At 52.6% G+C, this 15,729-nt stretch carries 11 protein-coding genes; 9 read left to right on the forward strand and 2 right to left on the reverse strand.

Annotated elements, in window-relative coordinates:
* Positions 1 to 186: 186 nt before the first annotated feature.
* Positions 187 to 1,617, reverse strand: coding sequence for a 6-phospho-beta-glucosidase (locus tag ACOZIO_RS02435; protein ID WP_421594897.1), 1,431 nt, complete (start codon positions 1,615 to 1,617; stop codon positions 187 to 189).
* A 15-nt stretch (positions 1,618 to 1,632) separates the two neighbouring features.
* Positions 1,633 to 3,111 carry a PTS cellobiose/arbutin/salicin transporter subunit IIBC gene (gene ascF, locus ACOZIO_RS02440; RefSeq protein WP_217138722.1) on the reverse strand — a complete coding sequence of 493 codons (1,479 nt, stop codon included), beginning with the start codon at positions 3,109 to 3,111 and terminating at the stop codon, positions 1,633 to 1,635.
* A gap of 280 nt (positions 3,112 to 3,391) precedes the next feature.
* On the opposite strand from ascF, the gene ACOZIO_RS02445 reads away from it, so the two are divergent.
* From ACOZIO_RS02445 to ACOZIO_RS02485, 9 genes are all read left to right on the forward strand, one after another.
* Positions 3,392 to 4,435 (forward strand): LacI family DNA-binding transcriptional regulator, encoded by a 1,044-nt coding sequence (locus ACOZIO_RS02445; RefSeq protein WP_421594898.1) that lies wholly within the window; start codon positions 3,392 to 3,394, stop codon positions 4,433 to 4,435.
* An 81-nt stretch (positions 4,436 to 4,516) separates the two neighbouring features.
* On the forward strand, positions 4,517 to 6,595 hold the full coding sequence (locus ACOZIO_RS02450) for a T6SS effector phospholipase Tle3 domain-containing protein (RefSeq protein ID WP_421594899.1): 2,079 nt from the start codon (positions 4,517 to 4,519) through the stop codon (positions 6,593 to 6,595).
* 13 nt (positions 6,596 to 6,608) lie between these two features.
* On the forward strand, positions 6,609 to 7,358 hold the full coding sequence (locus ACOZIO_RS02455; RefSeq protein WP_421594900.1) for a T6SS immunity protein Tli3 family protein: 750 nt from the start codon (positions 6,609 to 6,611) through the stop codon (positions 7,356 to 7,358).
* Complete coding sequence (locus ACOZIO_RS02460; RefSeq protein ID WP_421594901.1) at positions 7,355 to 8,104, forward strand: T6SS immunity protein Tli3 family protein; 750 nt, start codon at positions 7,355 to 7,357, stop codon at positions 8,102 to 8,104. The genes ACOZIO_RS02455 and ACOZIO_RS02460 overlap by 4 nt, the downstream gene beginning before the upstream one ends.
* 382 nt (positions 8,105 to 8,486) lie before the next feature.
* Positions 8,487 to 10,571: a putative bifunctional diguanylate cyclase/phosphodiesterase gene (locus tag ACOZIO_RS02465; RefSeq protein WP_129951422.1), complete on the forward strand. Its 2,085-nt coding sequence runs from the start codon at positions 8,487 to 8,489 to the stop codon at positions 10,569 to 10,571.
* Between the two features lie 775 nt (positions 10,572 to 11,346).
* Positions 11,347 to 12,078, forward strand: a complete 732-nt coding sequence (locus ACOZIO_RS02470; protein ID WP_266060137.1) for a FadR/GntR family transcriptional regulator — start codon at positions 11,347 to 11,349, stop codon at positions 12,076 to 12,078.
* Positions 12,068 to 13,093, forward strand: a complete 1,026-nt coding sequence (locus tag ACOZIO_RS02475) for an ABC transporter ATP-binding protein (RefSeq protein ID WP_370278313.1) — start codon at positions 12,068 to 12,070, stop codon at positions 13,091 to 13,093. Before ACOZIO_RS02470 ends, ACOZIO_RS02475 begins: the two co-directional genes overlap by 11 nt.
* Entirely contained in the window at positions 13,090 to 14,205 is a 1,116-nt protein-coding gene (locus ACOZIO_RS02480) for an ABC transporter ATP-binding protein (protein ID WP_421594902.1), read from the forward strand. Before ACOZIO_RS02475 ends, ACOZIO_RS02480 begins: the two co-directional genes overlap by 4 nt.
* On the forward strand, positions 14,202 to 15,719 hold the full coding sequence (locus tag ACOZIO_RS02485; protein WP_129990636.1) for an ABC transporter substrate-binding protein: 1,518 nt from the start codon (positions 14,202 to 14,204) through the stop codon (positions 15,717 to 15,719). The genes ACOZIO_RS02480 and ACOZIO_RS02485 overlap by 4 nt, the downstream gene beginning before the upstream one ends.
* The last annotated feature ends 10 nt before the right edge of the window (positions 15,720 to 15,729 follow it).

Below are 15,729 nucleotides of genomic sequence, written 5' to 3' on the forward strand. Positions count from 1 at the left end.
CCTCTTAACCACGACGGCAAATTGCATGTCCAGGTTATTCAATTGAGATCACACTCTTTTTACGTAATTTGCAGAGCCGGCAGACAAATTTAAGCGTTCTGAAAGCGTGTAAAAGGCAAAATACGGCGACGTGATGCCCCGCAGGGAGAGGCGGGAATACCCGGTTTTGGGTATTCCCGTGACGGGTCAGTCCAGATCTGCGCCGTTACTGGCAATCACTTTCTTATACCACCAGAATGATTTCTTTCTCTTTCTTTCCAGCGTGCCATTCCCGGCATCGTCGCGGTCGACATAAACGAAGCCGTAGCGCTTGCTCATTTCACCGGTCGAGGCGGACACCAGATCGATACAGCCCCATGACGTATAACCGATCAACGGAACGCCGTCGGTGATCGCCTCCCCCATGGCGCGGATATGTTCACGCAGGTAGCTGATGCGGTAATCGTCATTGATTTCACCCTGCGCGTTGATTTCATCTTTCGCGCCGAGGCCATTTTCGACCAGGAATAATGGCTTCTGGTAACGGTCGTACATCATATTCATGGTGATGCGCAGACCAAGCGGATCAATACCCCAGCCCCATTCGCTGGCTTCGATGTACGGGTTTTTGAGTGATTTAACAATATTCGCCGCGCTGCTGTTGTTGTCGTTCATATCTGCCGACGCACAGCGTGAGGCGTAGTAGCTAAAGGATACGAAATCGACGGTGTTTTTCAGGATGTCATCGTCGCCCGGCGCGGTCACCACGTTCACGCCCTTCTCTGCAAACACGCGCCGGGTATAAGACGGATATTCGCCCCGTGCCTGAACATCAATGAAAAACAGGTTCTCCCGGTCCTTTTGCAGGGCCGCCCACACGTCAGCCGGTTTGCAGGTTTGCGGATAGAAGTTCCCCCCCGCCAGCATACAGCCGACCTGATTATCAGGATTCACTTCATGGGCAATTTTTGTCGCTAAAGCACTGGCCACCAGCTCATGGTGCGCCGCCTGATATTTCACCTGTTCCTGATTTTCACCCTCTTCAAAGACCAAACCGGCACCGGAGAACGGGCTGTGCAGCAGGATATTGATCTCGTTAAAGGTCAGCCAGTATTTCACCAGCCCGTCGAACGCTTCAAAGCAAGTTCGGGCATAGCGGGCGAAAAATTCCACCATTTTACGGTTGCGCCACGAGCCGTATTCGATCACCAGATGCATCGGCACATCAAAATGGCATAACGTTACCAGCGGCTCAATGCCATGCTTTTTGCACTCCGCAAACACATCCCGGTAAAACGCGATACCTTCTGCATTCGGGGTCAGCTCATCACCTTTCGGATAAAGACGGCTCCAGGCAATCGAAGTGCGAAATACGGTAAAACCCATTTCTGCCATCAGCGCGATGTCTTCTTTGTATCGATGGTAGAAGTCAATCGCCTGATGCGCCGGATAAAATTCACCGGCCCTGAGGGAGAAACGTTTTTCCTGACCGGTTTTGACTGCCAGACGCTGCGCGCCATGCGGGATCATATCTACCGTCGTCAGTCCCTTACCCCCTTCAAAACTGCCACCCTCGGCCTGGTTTGCGGCAATTGCGCCGCCCCATAAAAAGCCCTCAGGAAATGCTGATGCTGCCATGTGAAATCCTCTTCTTTAATGTGATTTTGCCGCGCCTGATGAAACTGCAAAGGCAACGGAAGCCGGGGTATCTGCCGGTTTTATGTCTTTCGGTGCCACCGTGTCGACAGGAATGTCTTCAAATCCGAGCAGCAGCGTGGTGAAGAAGGAGATCACCACGGCGAGGATCATCACGCCCGCCACCCAGACAATACTCATCGGATTCGACGGGTCGAAGAACTGCACACTGGTAAACAGCCCCGGCGATGCCATCGAATGGCTGGCGAGTCCGCCTAATCCCGCCACCCCCCCGCAGATAAATCCGCTGATTAAGCAGGCGATCAGCGGACGTTTGAGGCGCAGTGCCACACCATACAATGCAGGTTCGGAAATCCCGGCGACAATGGCTGAAGCCGCCGCGGCCAGCGCCGTCTGACGCAGTTCCGGATTTTTGGTACGCCATGCGACCGCCAGTGAAGAACCGCCCAGGGACAGGTTTGCGCCGATTTCGGATGGCATGACCATGCCTTCTTTACCGGTTTCAGCAATGGTCTGAATAATGGTTGGCGTAAACACACGGTGCATGCCGGTCATCACCAGCAGCGGCCAGGCCGCCCCCATAATAGCGACTGACAGCCAGCCCAGATAACTGTGTACGGTATACACCGCCGCAGAAATCCCGGTGCCAATCCAGATGCCCAGCGGGCCGATCAGCATGATGGCAACGGGGGCTGCGATCAGCATAATCAGCATAGGTTTCAGGAAGTTTTTAGTGACGACCGGCGTGATACGGTCCACCCATTTTTCAATGTAAGACAGCAGCCAGGTCATGCACAGCGCCGGAATAACGGTGTAGGTGTATTTCACCGCCGTGACTGAAATGCCGATAAATTCGACTTTCTGCCCCTGCGCCGCTTTCGCCATTAAATCGATAAATGCAGGATGGACAAGGACACCGGCAATCGCAATCGCCAGCGACATATTGGTTTTGAACTTCACCGCCGCTGATGCCGCCACCATAACCGGCAGGAAGAAGAATGCGCCGTCGCCAATGGTGTTGAGAATGACGAGCGTTGAAGCGCCCTTACCTAACACACCGGTCATATCCAGGATCATCGCCAGCAGTTTCACCATTGACCCGCCGATAATGGCCGGGATCAGCGGTGACATAGTGCCGATCAGCGCATCCAGGATGCCGGAGCCGATGCGTTTGAGGGTGATTTTGTTTTTTACCGGCGCGTCATTGTTACCGGCAGAAAACCCTTCCGGCAGCAATTTCAGCACTTCAGCGTACGCCTGGGAAACGTTGTTACCGATGATCACCTGACACTGTTTTTCGTTGCGCACCACGCCCATCACGCCGCTAATGGCTTTCAGTGTCGCGGCATCAACGGCCGATTCGTCATTCAGTACGAAACGTAGCCGCGTCATGCAGTGCGTCACTGCCGCCACGTTCTGTGGGCCGCCGATGGCATCAACAATCGACTGTGATATTGCTGCAAAATTTTTAGACATGAGTGACAACTCTCTCGGATTCATAGGGTTATGAATGTTTTTCAGAAGCACTGACTTCTGTGAAACCGCTTTTTATGAAACATGGTGGTTTTGGTGAAACAATAGGTAACCGGTTTCACACGAGAATGTGCAGTTCCTTGCGAGACTTCAATAAAAAATTGCAACGTCGTTTTATTTTTGTGATGGTGATCTCTCACTATCGTTCTGTTATGCCAAAAACATCGCAAAACCGCTGAAATGTGTAGAATGGCGGCTCATTTTTATCTTTCAGGAAACCCTGATGTCGACAATGCAGGAAGTGGCAACCAAAGCGGGCGTTTCCAAAGCCACCGTTTCCCGTGTGCTTTCCGGTAAAGGTTATGTAAGCCAGGAAACCAAAGATCAGGTCTTTAAAGCCATCGAGGAAGCGGGATACCGGCCGAATTTACTGGCGCGCAACCTGGCGACCAGCAAATCGATGTGCATCGGTCTGGTGGTGACCAACACGCTGTATAACGGCAACTATTTCAGTGAGATAATTTCTCAGGCGGCCAAAAAACTCGACGCCAACGGACGTCAGCTGATCCTGGTTGATGGCAAACACAGCGCCGAAGAAGAACGCGAAGCCATTCAGTTTCTGCATGATTTACGCTGTGACGGCATCATTATTTATCCGCGTTTTTTATCCGTGGATGAAATGGATGAACTGATCGACAAATATAATAAGCCGGTGATGGTCGTTAACCGTAAACTGCGCAAACACCAGAGCCATTGTATTTATTGCGACCACAAAGGATCCGGTTTTAAGGCCACGCAGGCGCTGATTGAACGTGGCCACCATCATATTGCGTTTATCACCGGCTCCCTGGATTCCCCGACAGCCATTGAACGTCTTTCCGGTTATAAAGAAGCGCTCGCAGCAGCCGGACTGCCGGTCAAGGAATCGCTGATTGTGCAGGGGAAATGGTCTGCGGCCAGCGGTGCTGCCGCCGTCGAAACCCTGCTGACGAGCGGCGAACCGTTCAGCGCTATTCTGGCCAGTAATGATGAAATGGCGATTGGCGCGATGAAAAAACTCAACGAAGCCGGTATTTCGGTACCTTCACAGGTTTCGGTGATCGGGTTTGATAATATTCCCACCGCACCGTTTCTTATTCCCGCATTGTCGAGCGTGAAAGACCCGGTCAGCGATATGGTCAGTGAAGTCATTAATCAGATTATTTCTATGCTCGACGGCGGCTATTTATCTGAACAGAATAAATTCGGGTCAGAGCTTATTCTGCGGGAGTCGGTGATTGACGGGCCTTATCTAAACCGAGCTGACGTGGTAGACTCAAACTATTAATTCGTTGTTTTTATGGATATTATTATTGAAATTACTTATAGGGAATAGTTAGTCAAACAAGTGTTTAGAAGGAGTTAAACGATGAGTGAAATGATTCACAAAAATATTCGCACGCCAAAAATTTTATCAGAAGGTGATATTGGACGCCCTGTCAGTGCAGGCGCAATGACAATTCAAAACTGTGCCGTTATGCGCCCGCTTCCCTGTATTGTCATTCTCGTCCACGGCGTGAATGATGTCGGTGAGGCTTATCAGGATCAGGATACCGGCATTTGTGCCGGACTGAATACCCGCCTCGGGCGTCAGGATCTTCATCCCCATGAATGGAAAACGCATGAATTCATGATTTCCGACGCCGGTGACAATGTCGCGAAACTCACCTGTAGTGTGCAGGATCACACCTGTATCGGGGTCGCTAACCGCTCACCGGTTATTCCGTTTTACTGGGGTTATAAACCGGTCGACCATAACACCTGGGAGCAGGATCAGAAGCAGTACCGAAAAGACTTACCCGAAAAACACCATAACGCTGACCTGCCTTATGATACCTACCGCGAAAATGATGCTGTCAAAATACGACAACATGACAACCAAAATATCGACAATCTCAATAACTGGCTTGACCCGACATTCGCCAAAGGCGGCGGCACTTTTGCCAATGCCACCACCTGCATTCCGGATATGTTTGGTCCCGGTGCATCCGGCCGTATTTTAGAAGCCGTCGGGCTGTTCAAATCCCGCAGTGATCTCGAAAATCACGGCGACTGGAGTCATCCTATTTACCAAAACCCGCACCGGATTTATCAGGCTTATGCCGCACGCCGTCTGGCGGATCTGATTTTAGATATTCGTCGCAATGAGCTTACACGCGATGACACTATTAATATTGTTGCCCACAGTCAGGGCACGATAATTACCATGCTGGCCAACATGTGGGTGCAGGCTGAAGGCGCGGCACCCGCCGATTGCGTAATACTCAATCATTCACCGTATGCGCTGGAAAACCGCTGGCTGGAAAACGCCATGCCCGGAAATCAGCAAACCCGTCAGGGACGACAAAAAACGCTGCGCAATTTTTGCCAGCTTATGTCTCAAAACGCTCTCTACGCACCGGGTGCAACCTCTCATGACAGTGCCTATCTTCAGCAATTGCACGACACCGGCTGTATTTCATTAAATAAATCGCCGTGGGACGACCCGCTATATAACCGTAATAATTTCGGCAAGGTGTATAACTATTTTTGTCCTAACGATCAGGTGGTCTCCATGTCGCCCATTCAGGGGTTCGGCTGGCGGGGGATCCCCGATAAAATCAAAGCACAGTCAGGTGACAACCTCTATCAGCGTGTTTTCTGTAAAGACGTCATCGTCGGCGATAAGACAGCGTTTCATTTTGAGATGCCTGCACGTCAACCTGATGACTCAGCCGATACCGGCTATTCATTTACCGACGTCACCGTCAATGCCCCGGTTTTACCCGATCCTTTTGTCTTTAAGCTGATGGCACAGGGAAAAGGTTATAAGGCGGCGCTGAGCGGTAACGATCCTAAAATGGCTAAAGCCGCGATGAAAGCCGAATGTTTTCCTGCCGAATGTATTGATGTCCCCGCCTCCGCACAATTTCAATATCTGGATAATGGTGTGGCGCTGAACGAAGCCCAGCTGGAAGAGCTGAGAAGCCAATATCCCTGGGATATTGTCAGCGGCATTTATCATGAACTTAATGGCTATTTCCGCCAGCTGGTAGTGCTGCGCCGGATGACAGATAAAGAACTGAACCGGGCAATAAAAATGGATACCACGTTCAGCCAGCACTCCTCTATTGTGACCAACATTGAAGTGGCGCAGAAATCTACCGCGTTTGATCTGGCCATCGGACAATGTCAGGCATTTGAATATCAGGTGTTTTGGGAAGGATTGTTATTAAAGGCTGACTGGCGTCGTGAAATGAATCCGGATCCAAGTGTTAAAAAGTACTATCTGGATGGCGTACTACCGAAAGCAGTAAAGGCACTTATGAACAAACCCGAACGGGAAAAAGGAATGCCTATGGGAGATTTCGGTGTTTTGAATGATTATGGCGCTCGTGTCAGGCCAAATAGTCTGGGTACGAATCTGACAGATGTTTTGCAGTGGGAAATGCCAGCGCCTCAGATTTGAGCAAGGAAGTTCTATGAAAAGCACTAAAATAACATTAACAAGCCTGTTGATTTTTTGGTCTGGAGTCGGACAATCAACCCCCTACAAGACGCCTCTACAAGTTGTTTATCAATTTGACGCTCATCGTTATCTCGAACTTGAAGGAAATCATTGCGAAGGCGCGTTGTGGTACGTCGACATAACAAGAAATATACGGACTGAAGTGGTCCATCGTGACAACCCAATATTTCGGATTTCATTTTTTAAATTTGTGCATCCATCTGAAAAATATATTGCAATTCCATGGGATGACTTATCTGGTTTCTTGATTTCAAAAGATTATGGCCGTACATGGGAGGGAGGCCGTTTCTCCCCCGGTACCGGCGCGGTTCAGTACGGGGCTGACGGCCCGCAACGGGACGAAATCGAATCCATCACTGTCGTCAACGATCAGGGCTATGTGTTGACCAAACAGGGCGACCTTTATATGAGTTCAAAACCGTTTGACGACCCACGTCTTGAACCCGGCGGAAGCGGCATTGATTATACCGTTGCAAATAGCCGTGGACAGATGCAAACCCATCATATTCGCCCCGGATATGGCGGAGGTAAATGGGGCAACGAATACGTTTCGTGGAACTCATTCGCCGGACCAAAACACTGGACCATCGATACTTACAGAGCCAATTTCCAGAACATCCCCAACAAAGTCCCAGAGGTGAAAAATTATACCGGCTGGGATCGTATGCGGTGTGATCCGGATTTGGGGTTGGCAGCAAAATGAAGCTCTCGCAAAATCTTTTCATCCTGTCTGGGCTATTAGTGATGACGGCTTGTGATACAGCGGCCACAGCCCCACCCACGCAAATCGTCTACCGGTTTGATGACGCCCGTTATCTCGAACTTGAAGGAAATCATTGCGAAGGCGCGTTGTGGTACGTCGACATAACAAGAAATATACGGACTGAAGTGGTCCATCGTGACAACCCAATATTTCGGATTTCATTTTTTAAATTTGTGCATCCATCTGAAAAATATATTGCAATTCCATGGGATGACTTATCTGGTTTCTTGATTTCAAAAGATTATGGCCGTACATGGGAGGGAGCCCGTTTCTCCCCCGGTACCGGCGCGGTTCAGTACGGGGCTGACGGCCCACAACGGGACGAAATCGAATCCATCACTGTCGTCAACGATCAGGGCTATGTGTTGACCAAACACGGCGACCTTTATATGAGTTCAAAACCGTTTGACGACCCGCGGCTTGAACCCGGCGGTAGCGGCATTGATTACACATTCAGTAATAGTCGCGGGCAGTCTCAAACTAACCATATAAGGCCAGGATATGGCGGGGGGAAATGGGGAGAAAATTACGTTTCATGGAATTCATTGCAGGGTACACCACCACGAACCATTTTCGCTTACAGAGCCAATTTCCAGAACATCCCCAACAAAGTCCAAGAGGTGAAAAATTATATCGGCTGGGATCGTATGCGGTGTGATCCGGATTTGGGTTTATCGGCAAAATGAAGCCGAAACCGCAAATAAAACCTGAGTGCTTTTAAGCGCCAAAGACGAAGCCGCACCCTGTTGCGGCTTTTTTAGTGAAATTTTAACAGTATGTAAAACATGAACATTCTGTGCCTTTTTATTAAAGCCTTAATCTGTGCTGCCGATAACTTCCCTGTTATTTAAAACTCCAATAACACATTTCACTTAAGACCGTTATTTTTGCTAAATATTCTTAAATTTAAGTAGGTTAGAAGCAAAATTTGGCGAAGTGAGAATTTTCTTATGCTAACGTTTCACAAGCACACCACAGCAAAAATGCGTCGGGAACAGGCGCACTATTTAGCCGGACTCTGATTTGGACGGACCCCGTGCAGAGACGGCCAGCTATCAGGCAAATAATATGAGTGAAGATTCTGATGTACTTTATCGATTGCTGGTTCAGCGCGTAGAAGACTACGCTATTTACATGCTGACGCCCGATGGCCATATTGCGAACTGGAATGCCGGTGCGCAGCGGGCAAAAGGTTATACGCCAGAAGAAGTTGTCGGTAAGCATTTTTCCTGTTTTTACACCGAAGAAGACCGACAAAACGGATGGCCACAACGCGGGCTGGAAACAGCACGTTCCACCGGCCGTTACGAATCCGAAGGCTGGCGACAGCGCAAAGACGGCACGCGCTTCTGGGCGCACATCATTATTGAAGCCTTGCGCGAAGCCGGGGAGATCATCGGATTTGCCAAAATCACCCGTGATATCACGGAGCGTCGCGAAACGGAACAGGCACTGTTACAGGCCAAAGAACTGGCCGAATCCAACAGCGAACAACTGTCGTCTTTATCACAGTTCCTTAATACCGTGATCGCGAATATCCCCTCCTCGGTGATTGTCGAGAATGCTGTCTCACGTGAAATTCTGCTGGTCAACCGCCAGGCAGAGCGTCTGCTGGGGATCCCCCGCGATAAAATGCTCGGCAAGCGCCCGCAGGATTGTATGGGTGTCGGGCTGAGCACTTTTATTAATAAACAGTCGGATGAATGTCTGCGTGCAGAAGGCGTACACCGCAGCGAGCAGCAATTGCTGACCGCCATTGGCGACCGGACATTGCAGACCACCAGTTCAGTGATCCGCGGGCACGATCCGCAGACCAGTTACGTTATGATGATTGCCGATGACGTGACAGATCAACAGGCCGCGCATGCCCGTATTCATCACATGGCGCATCATGATAATCTGACCAGCCTGCCGAACCGTATCCTGTTCAGCCAGCGCCTCAACGAGGCGTTGCAGCGCGACAGCTATACGCAAAGCCATACTGCCACACTGTGCCTGGATCTCGATAATTTCAAGAATGTGAATGACGCGCTTGGCCATCAGATTGGTGATGAGCTGCTGCGTGCAATTGCCAAACGTCTGCGCATGACGCTGCGCGATGACGACACACTGGCGCGCATCGGCGGTGATGAATTTGCCGTGGTGCTGCCGGGGCTGAAAGACATTTCCGCCGCACATCAGATTTCCAAACGCCTGATTGAATCGGTACGTCCTCCGGTGATCATCGACGGCCATTCACTGACCGTCGGCCTGAGCATCGGTATTGCGCTCGCCGGTTCGGCGCAAAGCACCCCGGATCAACTGCTGCGTCGTGCGGATATGGCATTATATGAAGCCAAACGTAACGGCCGTAACCGTTACGAAGATTTCCGCCTTGAGATGGATGCCGCCGCGCGCAAACGCCGTGTGGTGGAAATGGATTTACGCGACGCCATTACCTGTAATCAGTTACGTCTTTACTACCAGCCGATCACTGATGCCCGTCACGATGCGGTGATAGGTTACGAGGCGCTGATGCGCTGGCATCACCCGGAAAACGGGCTGATCATGCCGGTCGATTTCATTCCGATTGCCGAAGAAACAGGGCTGATCCACAGTCTGGGTTCCTTTGCCTTGCACGAAGCCTGCCGCGAAGCCGCCACCTGGAAAGACAATCAGACGATTGCCGTTAACCTTTCGCCAGTACAGTTCAAAAACAGCGGCCTGGTGTCGGTGGTGGAATCAGCACTGGAAGCCTCGGGTCTGGATCCGTCACGTCTGGAAGTAGAAATCACGGAATCGGTACTGCTCGACAATACGCTCGGTAATATCAGCACATTGAGAAAACTCAAATCGCTGGGTGTACGGATTGCGCTGGACGATTTCGGCACCGGTTATTCATCGCTGAGTTATCTGCGGTCATTCCCGTTCGACAAAATCAAAATTGACCGGTCATTCATTAACGACATGCATGACAGCCGCGAAGCCCTGGCGATCATCCGTGCCATTACCGGCATGAGCCGCAGCCTTGATATTCAGACCACGGCAGAAGGTGTGGAAACTGATGAGCAGTTCCGGCGTCTGAAAGAAGAAGGTTGTACGTTGTTCCAGGGATATTTCTTCGGACGACCTCAACCCTCAGAGTTACGGCTAACCGGGTTTGCACCCCTCTGATGATAGTTATTAGACACGGGTTTTGTCGGGAGTGATTGGGGGAACAGCGGTATATAAACCTGTTATTTCTGACGATAACCTCAAACAAAGACCGTGGGTTGCCACCCACACTGGCCCTAAGAGGCGCCTGTCGCCGCGCCTCTTAGGAATCTCCGGCTCTTTCACTGCGCGCTCCGCTCGCTGGCTATGTTTCAGGTATCTCAGCGACAGGCTGGAAATCTTGCCGCTTCGCGGTTCCTTCACCCGGTCCTGGAGCCTCTGGTCTCCAGGCCGCTCCATTCAGCAAAATTTCTGAATCGCCCGCACGATCATAAATTCAAAGGCGGATTATTTTGGGTTTTGCCCTGCACGCTCCCTGCGAAAACCTGACCAGTAGTCACAAACTGGCAGACGAAACCACTGCCCGCGTCCTCTCCGGCCTGCGAATTATTCCTTAATACTCCGCCCGGGCCTTTCCTTCTTTGGTGAAGCAACGATATAGCGAACCATTAGCTAAGTTATTCCGCTTATTTGATCGACTTCTCATACCGATAAATCACGCACCATTACGATCCGTTAACATTATTTTAACGCACTACGCTTGTGCATATCAGATAAATATCAATATCTTATAAACCATAAATCGATCCTCTCTCTAAAGCGGGTGATTTTTTATACATTTGAAATTAAAAACAAATTCTCCGTTTTGCAAAACTTTCTCATGAACCATTACAAAATTGGTTCGGAAAATGCAAAGGACTGACTAACGATTTAATTCCCAGCGGGAAACTGAAATATGACAACACACTCCGGGGCGCAATCTCCTTCTAACGGCACCTCGAATTCAGCGCTGGAACAGCTGCGACAGCTGATACACCAGCATCCGGATCAGACTCAACCGCTGCCGGCAGAACGCGATCTGATGCAGATGTTTGATGTCGGCCGCCGGGAAATTCGCCGGGCGCTGGATGTGCTGGAAGAAGAAGGCCGGGTGTGGCGCAAGCAGGGGAAAGGTACGTTTATCGGACCGAATGGCCCTGCCCGGCCGTTGAGTCTGCAGGCGTTGCCGAAACAATCTAATTTGCAGGAAGTGATGGAAGCCCGTCTGCAAATTGAACCGGGGCTGGCGAAATATGCCGCCCTGCGTGCCACGCCGGAACAGATCCAGCTGATGCGCCGTTTACTGGACAAGGTGAAAACGATGTCACGCGGCGACCCGGATCAGATTGAGCTTTGGGACAGCGCCTTTCACCGCGCCATCGCCGATGCCGCCGGTAACCGGTTGTTGCTCGGTCTGTTCGATGCCGTCGACGCCATACGTCGGGATCCGAGCTGGCTGGCGGTGCGCAACGCGGCGCGTAATCAGGAGCGCCTGAACCGTTACGACGATCACCACGAACGCATCGTAGAACACATCGCCGCACGCCAGCCGAAAGAGGCCGCAAAAGTGATGCGCGAGCATCTACTGGCGCTGCAACAGGCATTTCTTTCCACCCTGCATGATGAGGAGGATTTTACTGATGACTGACCCGGCAGGCCACGTCACACCACTGTTACACATCAGCAACCTGCGTGTGCAGTTTTCCGGTTCACCGGCCACCGTACTCGACGACATTTCCTTACAGCTTGAAGCCGGAGAAACACTGGCTCTGGTGGGCGAGTCCGGTTGCGGTAAAAGCGTCACTTCGCTGGCACTGATGGGATTATTGCCCGCCGGCGCAAAAGTATTGCAGGGGGATATCCGCCTGAATAACACCTCCCTCACCGGTCTGTCGGAGCGTCAGTATGCTGACCTGCGCGGTCAGGAGCTGGCAATGATTTTTCAGGAACCGATGACTTCACTCAATCCGGCGCTGACACTCGGCGATCAACTGGCCGAAGCGGTGATGCGTCATCAGGGCGCCGGCAAAAAACCGGCTCGTGAACAGGCCCTGGAAATGCTCAAAAAAGTGCAGATCCCGGCCCCGGAACTGCGGATGGATGCCTATCCGCACCAGCTTTCCGGCGGCATGCGTCAGCGCGTGATGATTGCCATGGCACTGGTCAACCGTCCGCAACTGCTGATTGCCGATGAACCTACTACCGCGCTGGACGTCACCATTCAGGCGCAGATCCTCGCCCTGCTCAACCGTATTCAGCAGGAAACCGGCAGCGCGTTATTGCTGATTACACACGACCTGGGCGTGGTGGCAGAAGTCGCCGACAGCGTGGCGGTGATGTACGCCGGGCAGATTGTCGAGCAGGGTCAGGTAGCCGATATTTTCAATAATCCGCAGCACCCTTATACCATCGGACTGATGGGGTCGATGCCATCGCTGGCCTCACGGCAGGGTGCACTTTCCACCATCCCCGGTGCCGTGCCGTTACCCAAAGACATGCCGCAGGGATGCCGTTTTTCAACGCGCTGCCCGTTTGCCGCCGAACGCTGCCACCGGGAGCGCCCGCCGTTGCGCGCCCTGAATCAGTCGCCGCATCACGTCGCCTGTTTCTTCGCACCGCTGGAAAACCATTTCACGTTGTCCGCCGAAGGAGCCTGCGCATGAGCTTCGCCCCCCGCCCCATTCTGGAAGCCGCCGGACTGAGCAAAGTCTTTAAAGGCCCGTCATCATTATTCAGCACACCGAAAATCGTGCAGGCAGTCGATCGTGTGTCCTTACGCGTCTGGCACGGCGAAACGCTGGCGATTGTCGGCGAATCCGGCTCAGGAAAATCGACACTGGGCCGGCTGTTGTTGCAACTGCTCAGCGCCTCTGACGGTGACGTATTCTACGAAGGCGAAAACCTGAAACGGTTTTCCGCTGACCAGATGAAAAAGCTGCGCCGCGACCTGCAAATCATCTTTCAGGATCCGTTTGCCTCACTCAACCCGCGCATGACCGTGGAAGAGATCGTTGGCGAGCCGCTGTGGCTGCACAACATTGTCAGGGGTAAAGCGGACAGGCAGGCGAAAGTACGTGAACTGCTGACCACCGTCGGCCTGCCATCCGCTTTCAGTAACCGCTATCCCCATGAGTTTTCCGGCGGCCAGCGCCAGCGCATCGGTATCGCCCGCGCGCTGGCGTCCTCGCCGAAACTGCTGCTGGGAGATGAACCGGTGTCGGCGCTCGATGTGTCGGTGCAGGCGCAGGTGGTCAATCTGCTGGAAAGCCTGAAACAACAGTTCGGGCTGACGATGATTATCGTCGCACACGGTCTGGCCGTGATCCGCCATATGAGCGACCGCGTAGCGGTGATGTACCTCGGGCAAATCGTCGAACTGGCCAGCACCGATGACATTTTTGATCAGCCGCTGCATCCGTATACCCAGGCGCTGATTGCGTCCGCGCCGCTGCTCACGCCCGGTGTTAAACGGCCGGTGCCGGTGCTGCAGGGCGACATGCCCAATCCGGCCAATATGCCTTCCGGCTGCCGTTTCCATACCCGTTGCGCCTATGCCACCGACGCATGTCGGCAGGTGGAGCCGCAACTTGAAACTGTCAGTGACAACCGCATGGTGGCCTGCCACCGCTGGAGCGAACTGCAACGGGATCGCACCTCGGTGCTGATTCCGTCGCCGTCCGCTGCATTTACCTTACGGCGTGCGCTGTTTGAACAGGCAAGCCAGTCCCGGCTTTCACTTTCCAACCCAACATCAACCCAGGGAACCCGACCATGAGATATGCACCCCGCTTAACTGCCTGCATTCCGGCCTTAATGTTGCTGACGTCTGCGGGCCTTGCCCACGCAGAAAGCACCCTGCGCGTCGGCCTTGGCAGCGATCCTGACATGCTGGATCCGGCCACGGCGCGCACCTATTACGGACGTTTCGTGTTCAGCGCCATGTGTGAGCGTCTGGTGGATGTCGATCAACACCTTAAAATCGTGCCGGGCCTGGCGAAAGACTGGTCATACAGCGAGGACGGCAAAACGCTGACCATGAATTTGCGCGAAGGCGTGACCTTCCATGATGGCGAGAAATTTGATGCACAGTCGGTGAAATACAACATCGAACGCTACCTGACGCTGCCGGGTTCCCTGCGTAAAAGTGAGTTGTCATCTGTTGAATCCGTCGACGTCACCGCGCCGTACACCGTGGTTTTCCACCTGAAAACGGCAGACGCCGCGCTGCTGATGCAACTGACCGACCGCGCGGGCACCATTCTGGCCCCTGCGGCCACTGCCAAAGGCAACGTGGCGGCGCACCCGGTCTGTTCCGGTCCGTATGAATTTGTCAGCCGCGTTCAGCAGGACCGCATTGTGCTCAAACGCTTTGATAACTACTGGAACAAAGGCGCGTATCACTTTGATAAAGTGGTGTTTCTGCCGATTCCGGATGCGTCCGTACGCTTAGCCAACCTGCGTGCAGGCGATCTGGATATTACCGAAGGCATTGCTGCCAGCGACACCGCAACTGTCAAAGCCGACAGCAATTTGCAACTGGCGAGCACCACCGGCCTCGGGTACATGGGGCTGACGATCAATATCGCCAACGGCACCGCCAACACCAATACGCCGCTGGCGAAAGATGCCCGCGTGCGTCAGGCATTGTCGCTGGCGATTGACCGCGACGCACTGAACCAGGTGGTCTTCCAGGGGCAATACACCCCGGCGAATCAGGCCTTCTCACCTGCCAGCCCGTATCACGCTGACATTGCGGTGCCCAAACGCGATATCGAAAAAGCCAAAGCGCTGCTGGCACAAGCCGGTGTAAAAACCCCACTGACTATCGATTTCCTGGTCGCCAACAACCCGACGTCACAGCAGGTTGCGCAGGTACTTCAGGCGATGGTCAGCGAAGCGGGCATTAACCTGAATCTGCAAATGACGGAGTACGCCACGCTGCTTGATCGCCAGCAACGCGGTGAATTCAAAATGAGCATGTCCGGCTGGTCAGGACGTCCGGATCCTGATGGCAATATTTTCTCGTTCATCCATACCCAAGGCGGCCTGAACGACGGCAAATACAGTAATCCGCAGGTCGATCAGTGGTTACAGGAAGCGCGTCTGACCAGCGATGTGGAAAAACGTAAGGCACTGTACAAACAGGTGGTTGAGCAGGAAAACATCGACGACCCGCTGTTATACCTGTACTTCGAACCGCGTATTTTCGGCATGAGCAAAAAAGTCAGCGGTTTTGTGCCTTACGCCGACGGCCTGATCCGGTTACGGGGTCTGACACTGAACAAATAATTGACTGGGG

Origin of the sequence: Rahnella sp. PD4, from assembly GCF_049199325.1 — a bacterium.
Classification (GTDB): domain Bacteria; phylum Pseudomonadota; class Gammaproteobacteria; order Enterobacterales; family Enterobacteriaceae; genus Rahnella; species Rahnella perminowiae.

Excerpts from the sequence above, each read along its gene's own strand:
- ACOZIO_RS02435 (WP_421594897.1), bottom strand. The coding sequence starts at position 1,617 with ATGGCAGCATCAGCATTTCCTGAGGGCTTTTTATGGGGCGGCGCAATT.
- ascF (WP_217138722.1), bottom strand. The coding sequence starts at position 3,111 with ATGTCTAAAAATTTTGCAGCAATATCACAGTCGATTGTTGATGCCATC.
- ACOZIO_RS02445 (WP_421594898.1), top strand. The coding sequence starts at position 3,392 with ATGTCGACAATGCAGGAAGTGGCAACCAAAGCGGGCGTTTCCAAAGCC.
- ACOZIO_RS02450 (WP_421594899.1), top strand. The coding sequence starts at position 4,517 with ATGAGTGAAATGATTCACAAAAATATTCGCACGCCAAAAATTTTATCA.
- ACOZIO_RS02455 (WP_421594900.1), top strand. The coding sequence starts at position 6,609 with ATGAAAAGCACTAAAATAACATTAACAAGCCTGTTGATTTTTTGGTCT.
- ACOZIO_RS02460 (WP_421594901.1), top strand. The coding sequence starts at position 7,355 with ATGAAGCTCTCGCAAAATCTTTTCATCCTGTCTGGGCTATTAGTGATG.
- ACOZIO_RS02465 (WP_129951422.1), top strand. The coding sequence starts at position 8,487 with ATGAGTGAAGATTCTGATGTACTTTATCGATTGCTGGTTCAGCGCGTA.
- ACOZIO_RS02470 (WP_266060137.1), top strand. The coding sequence starts at position 11,347 with ATGACAACACACTCCGGGGCGCAATCTCCTTCTAACGGCACCTCGAAT.
- ACOZIO_RS02480 (WP_421594902.1), top strand. The coding sequence starts at position 13,090 with ATGAGCTTCGCCCCCCGCCCCATTCTGGAAGCCGCCGGACTGAGCAAA.
- ACOZIO_RS02485 (WP_129990636.1), top strand. The coding sequence starts at position 14,202 with ATGAGATATGCACCCCGCTTAACTGCCTGCATTCCGGCCTTAATGTTG.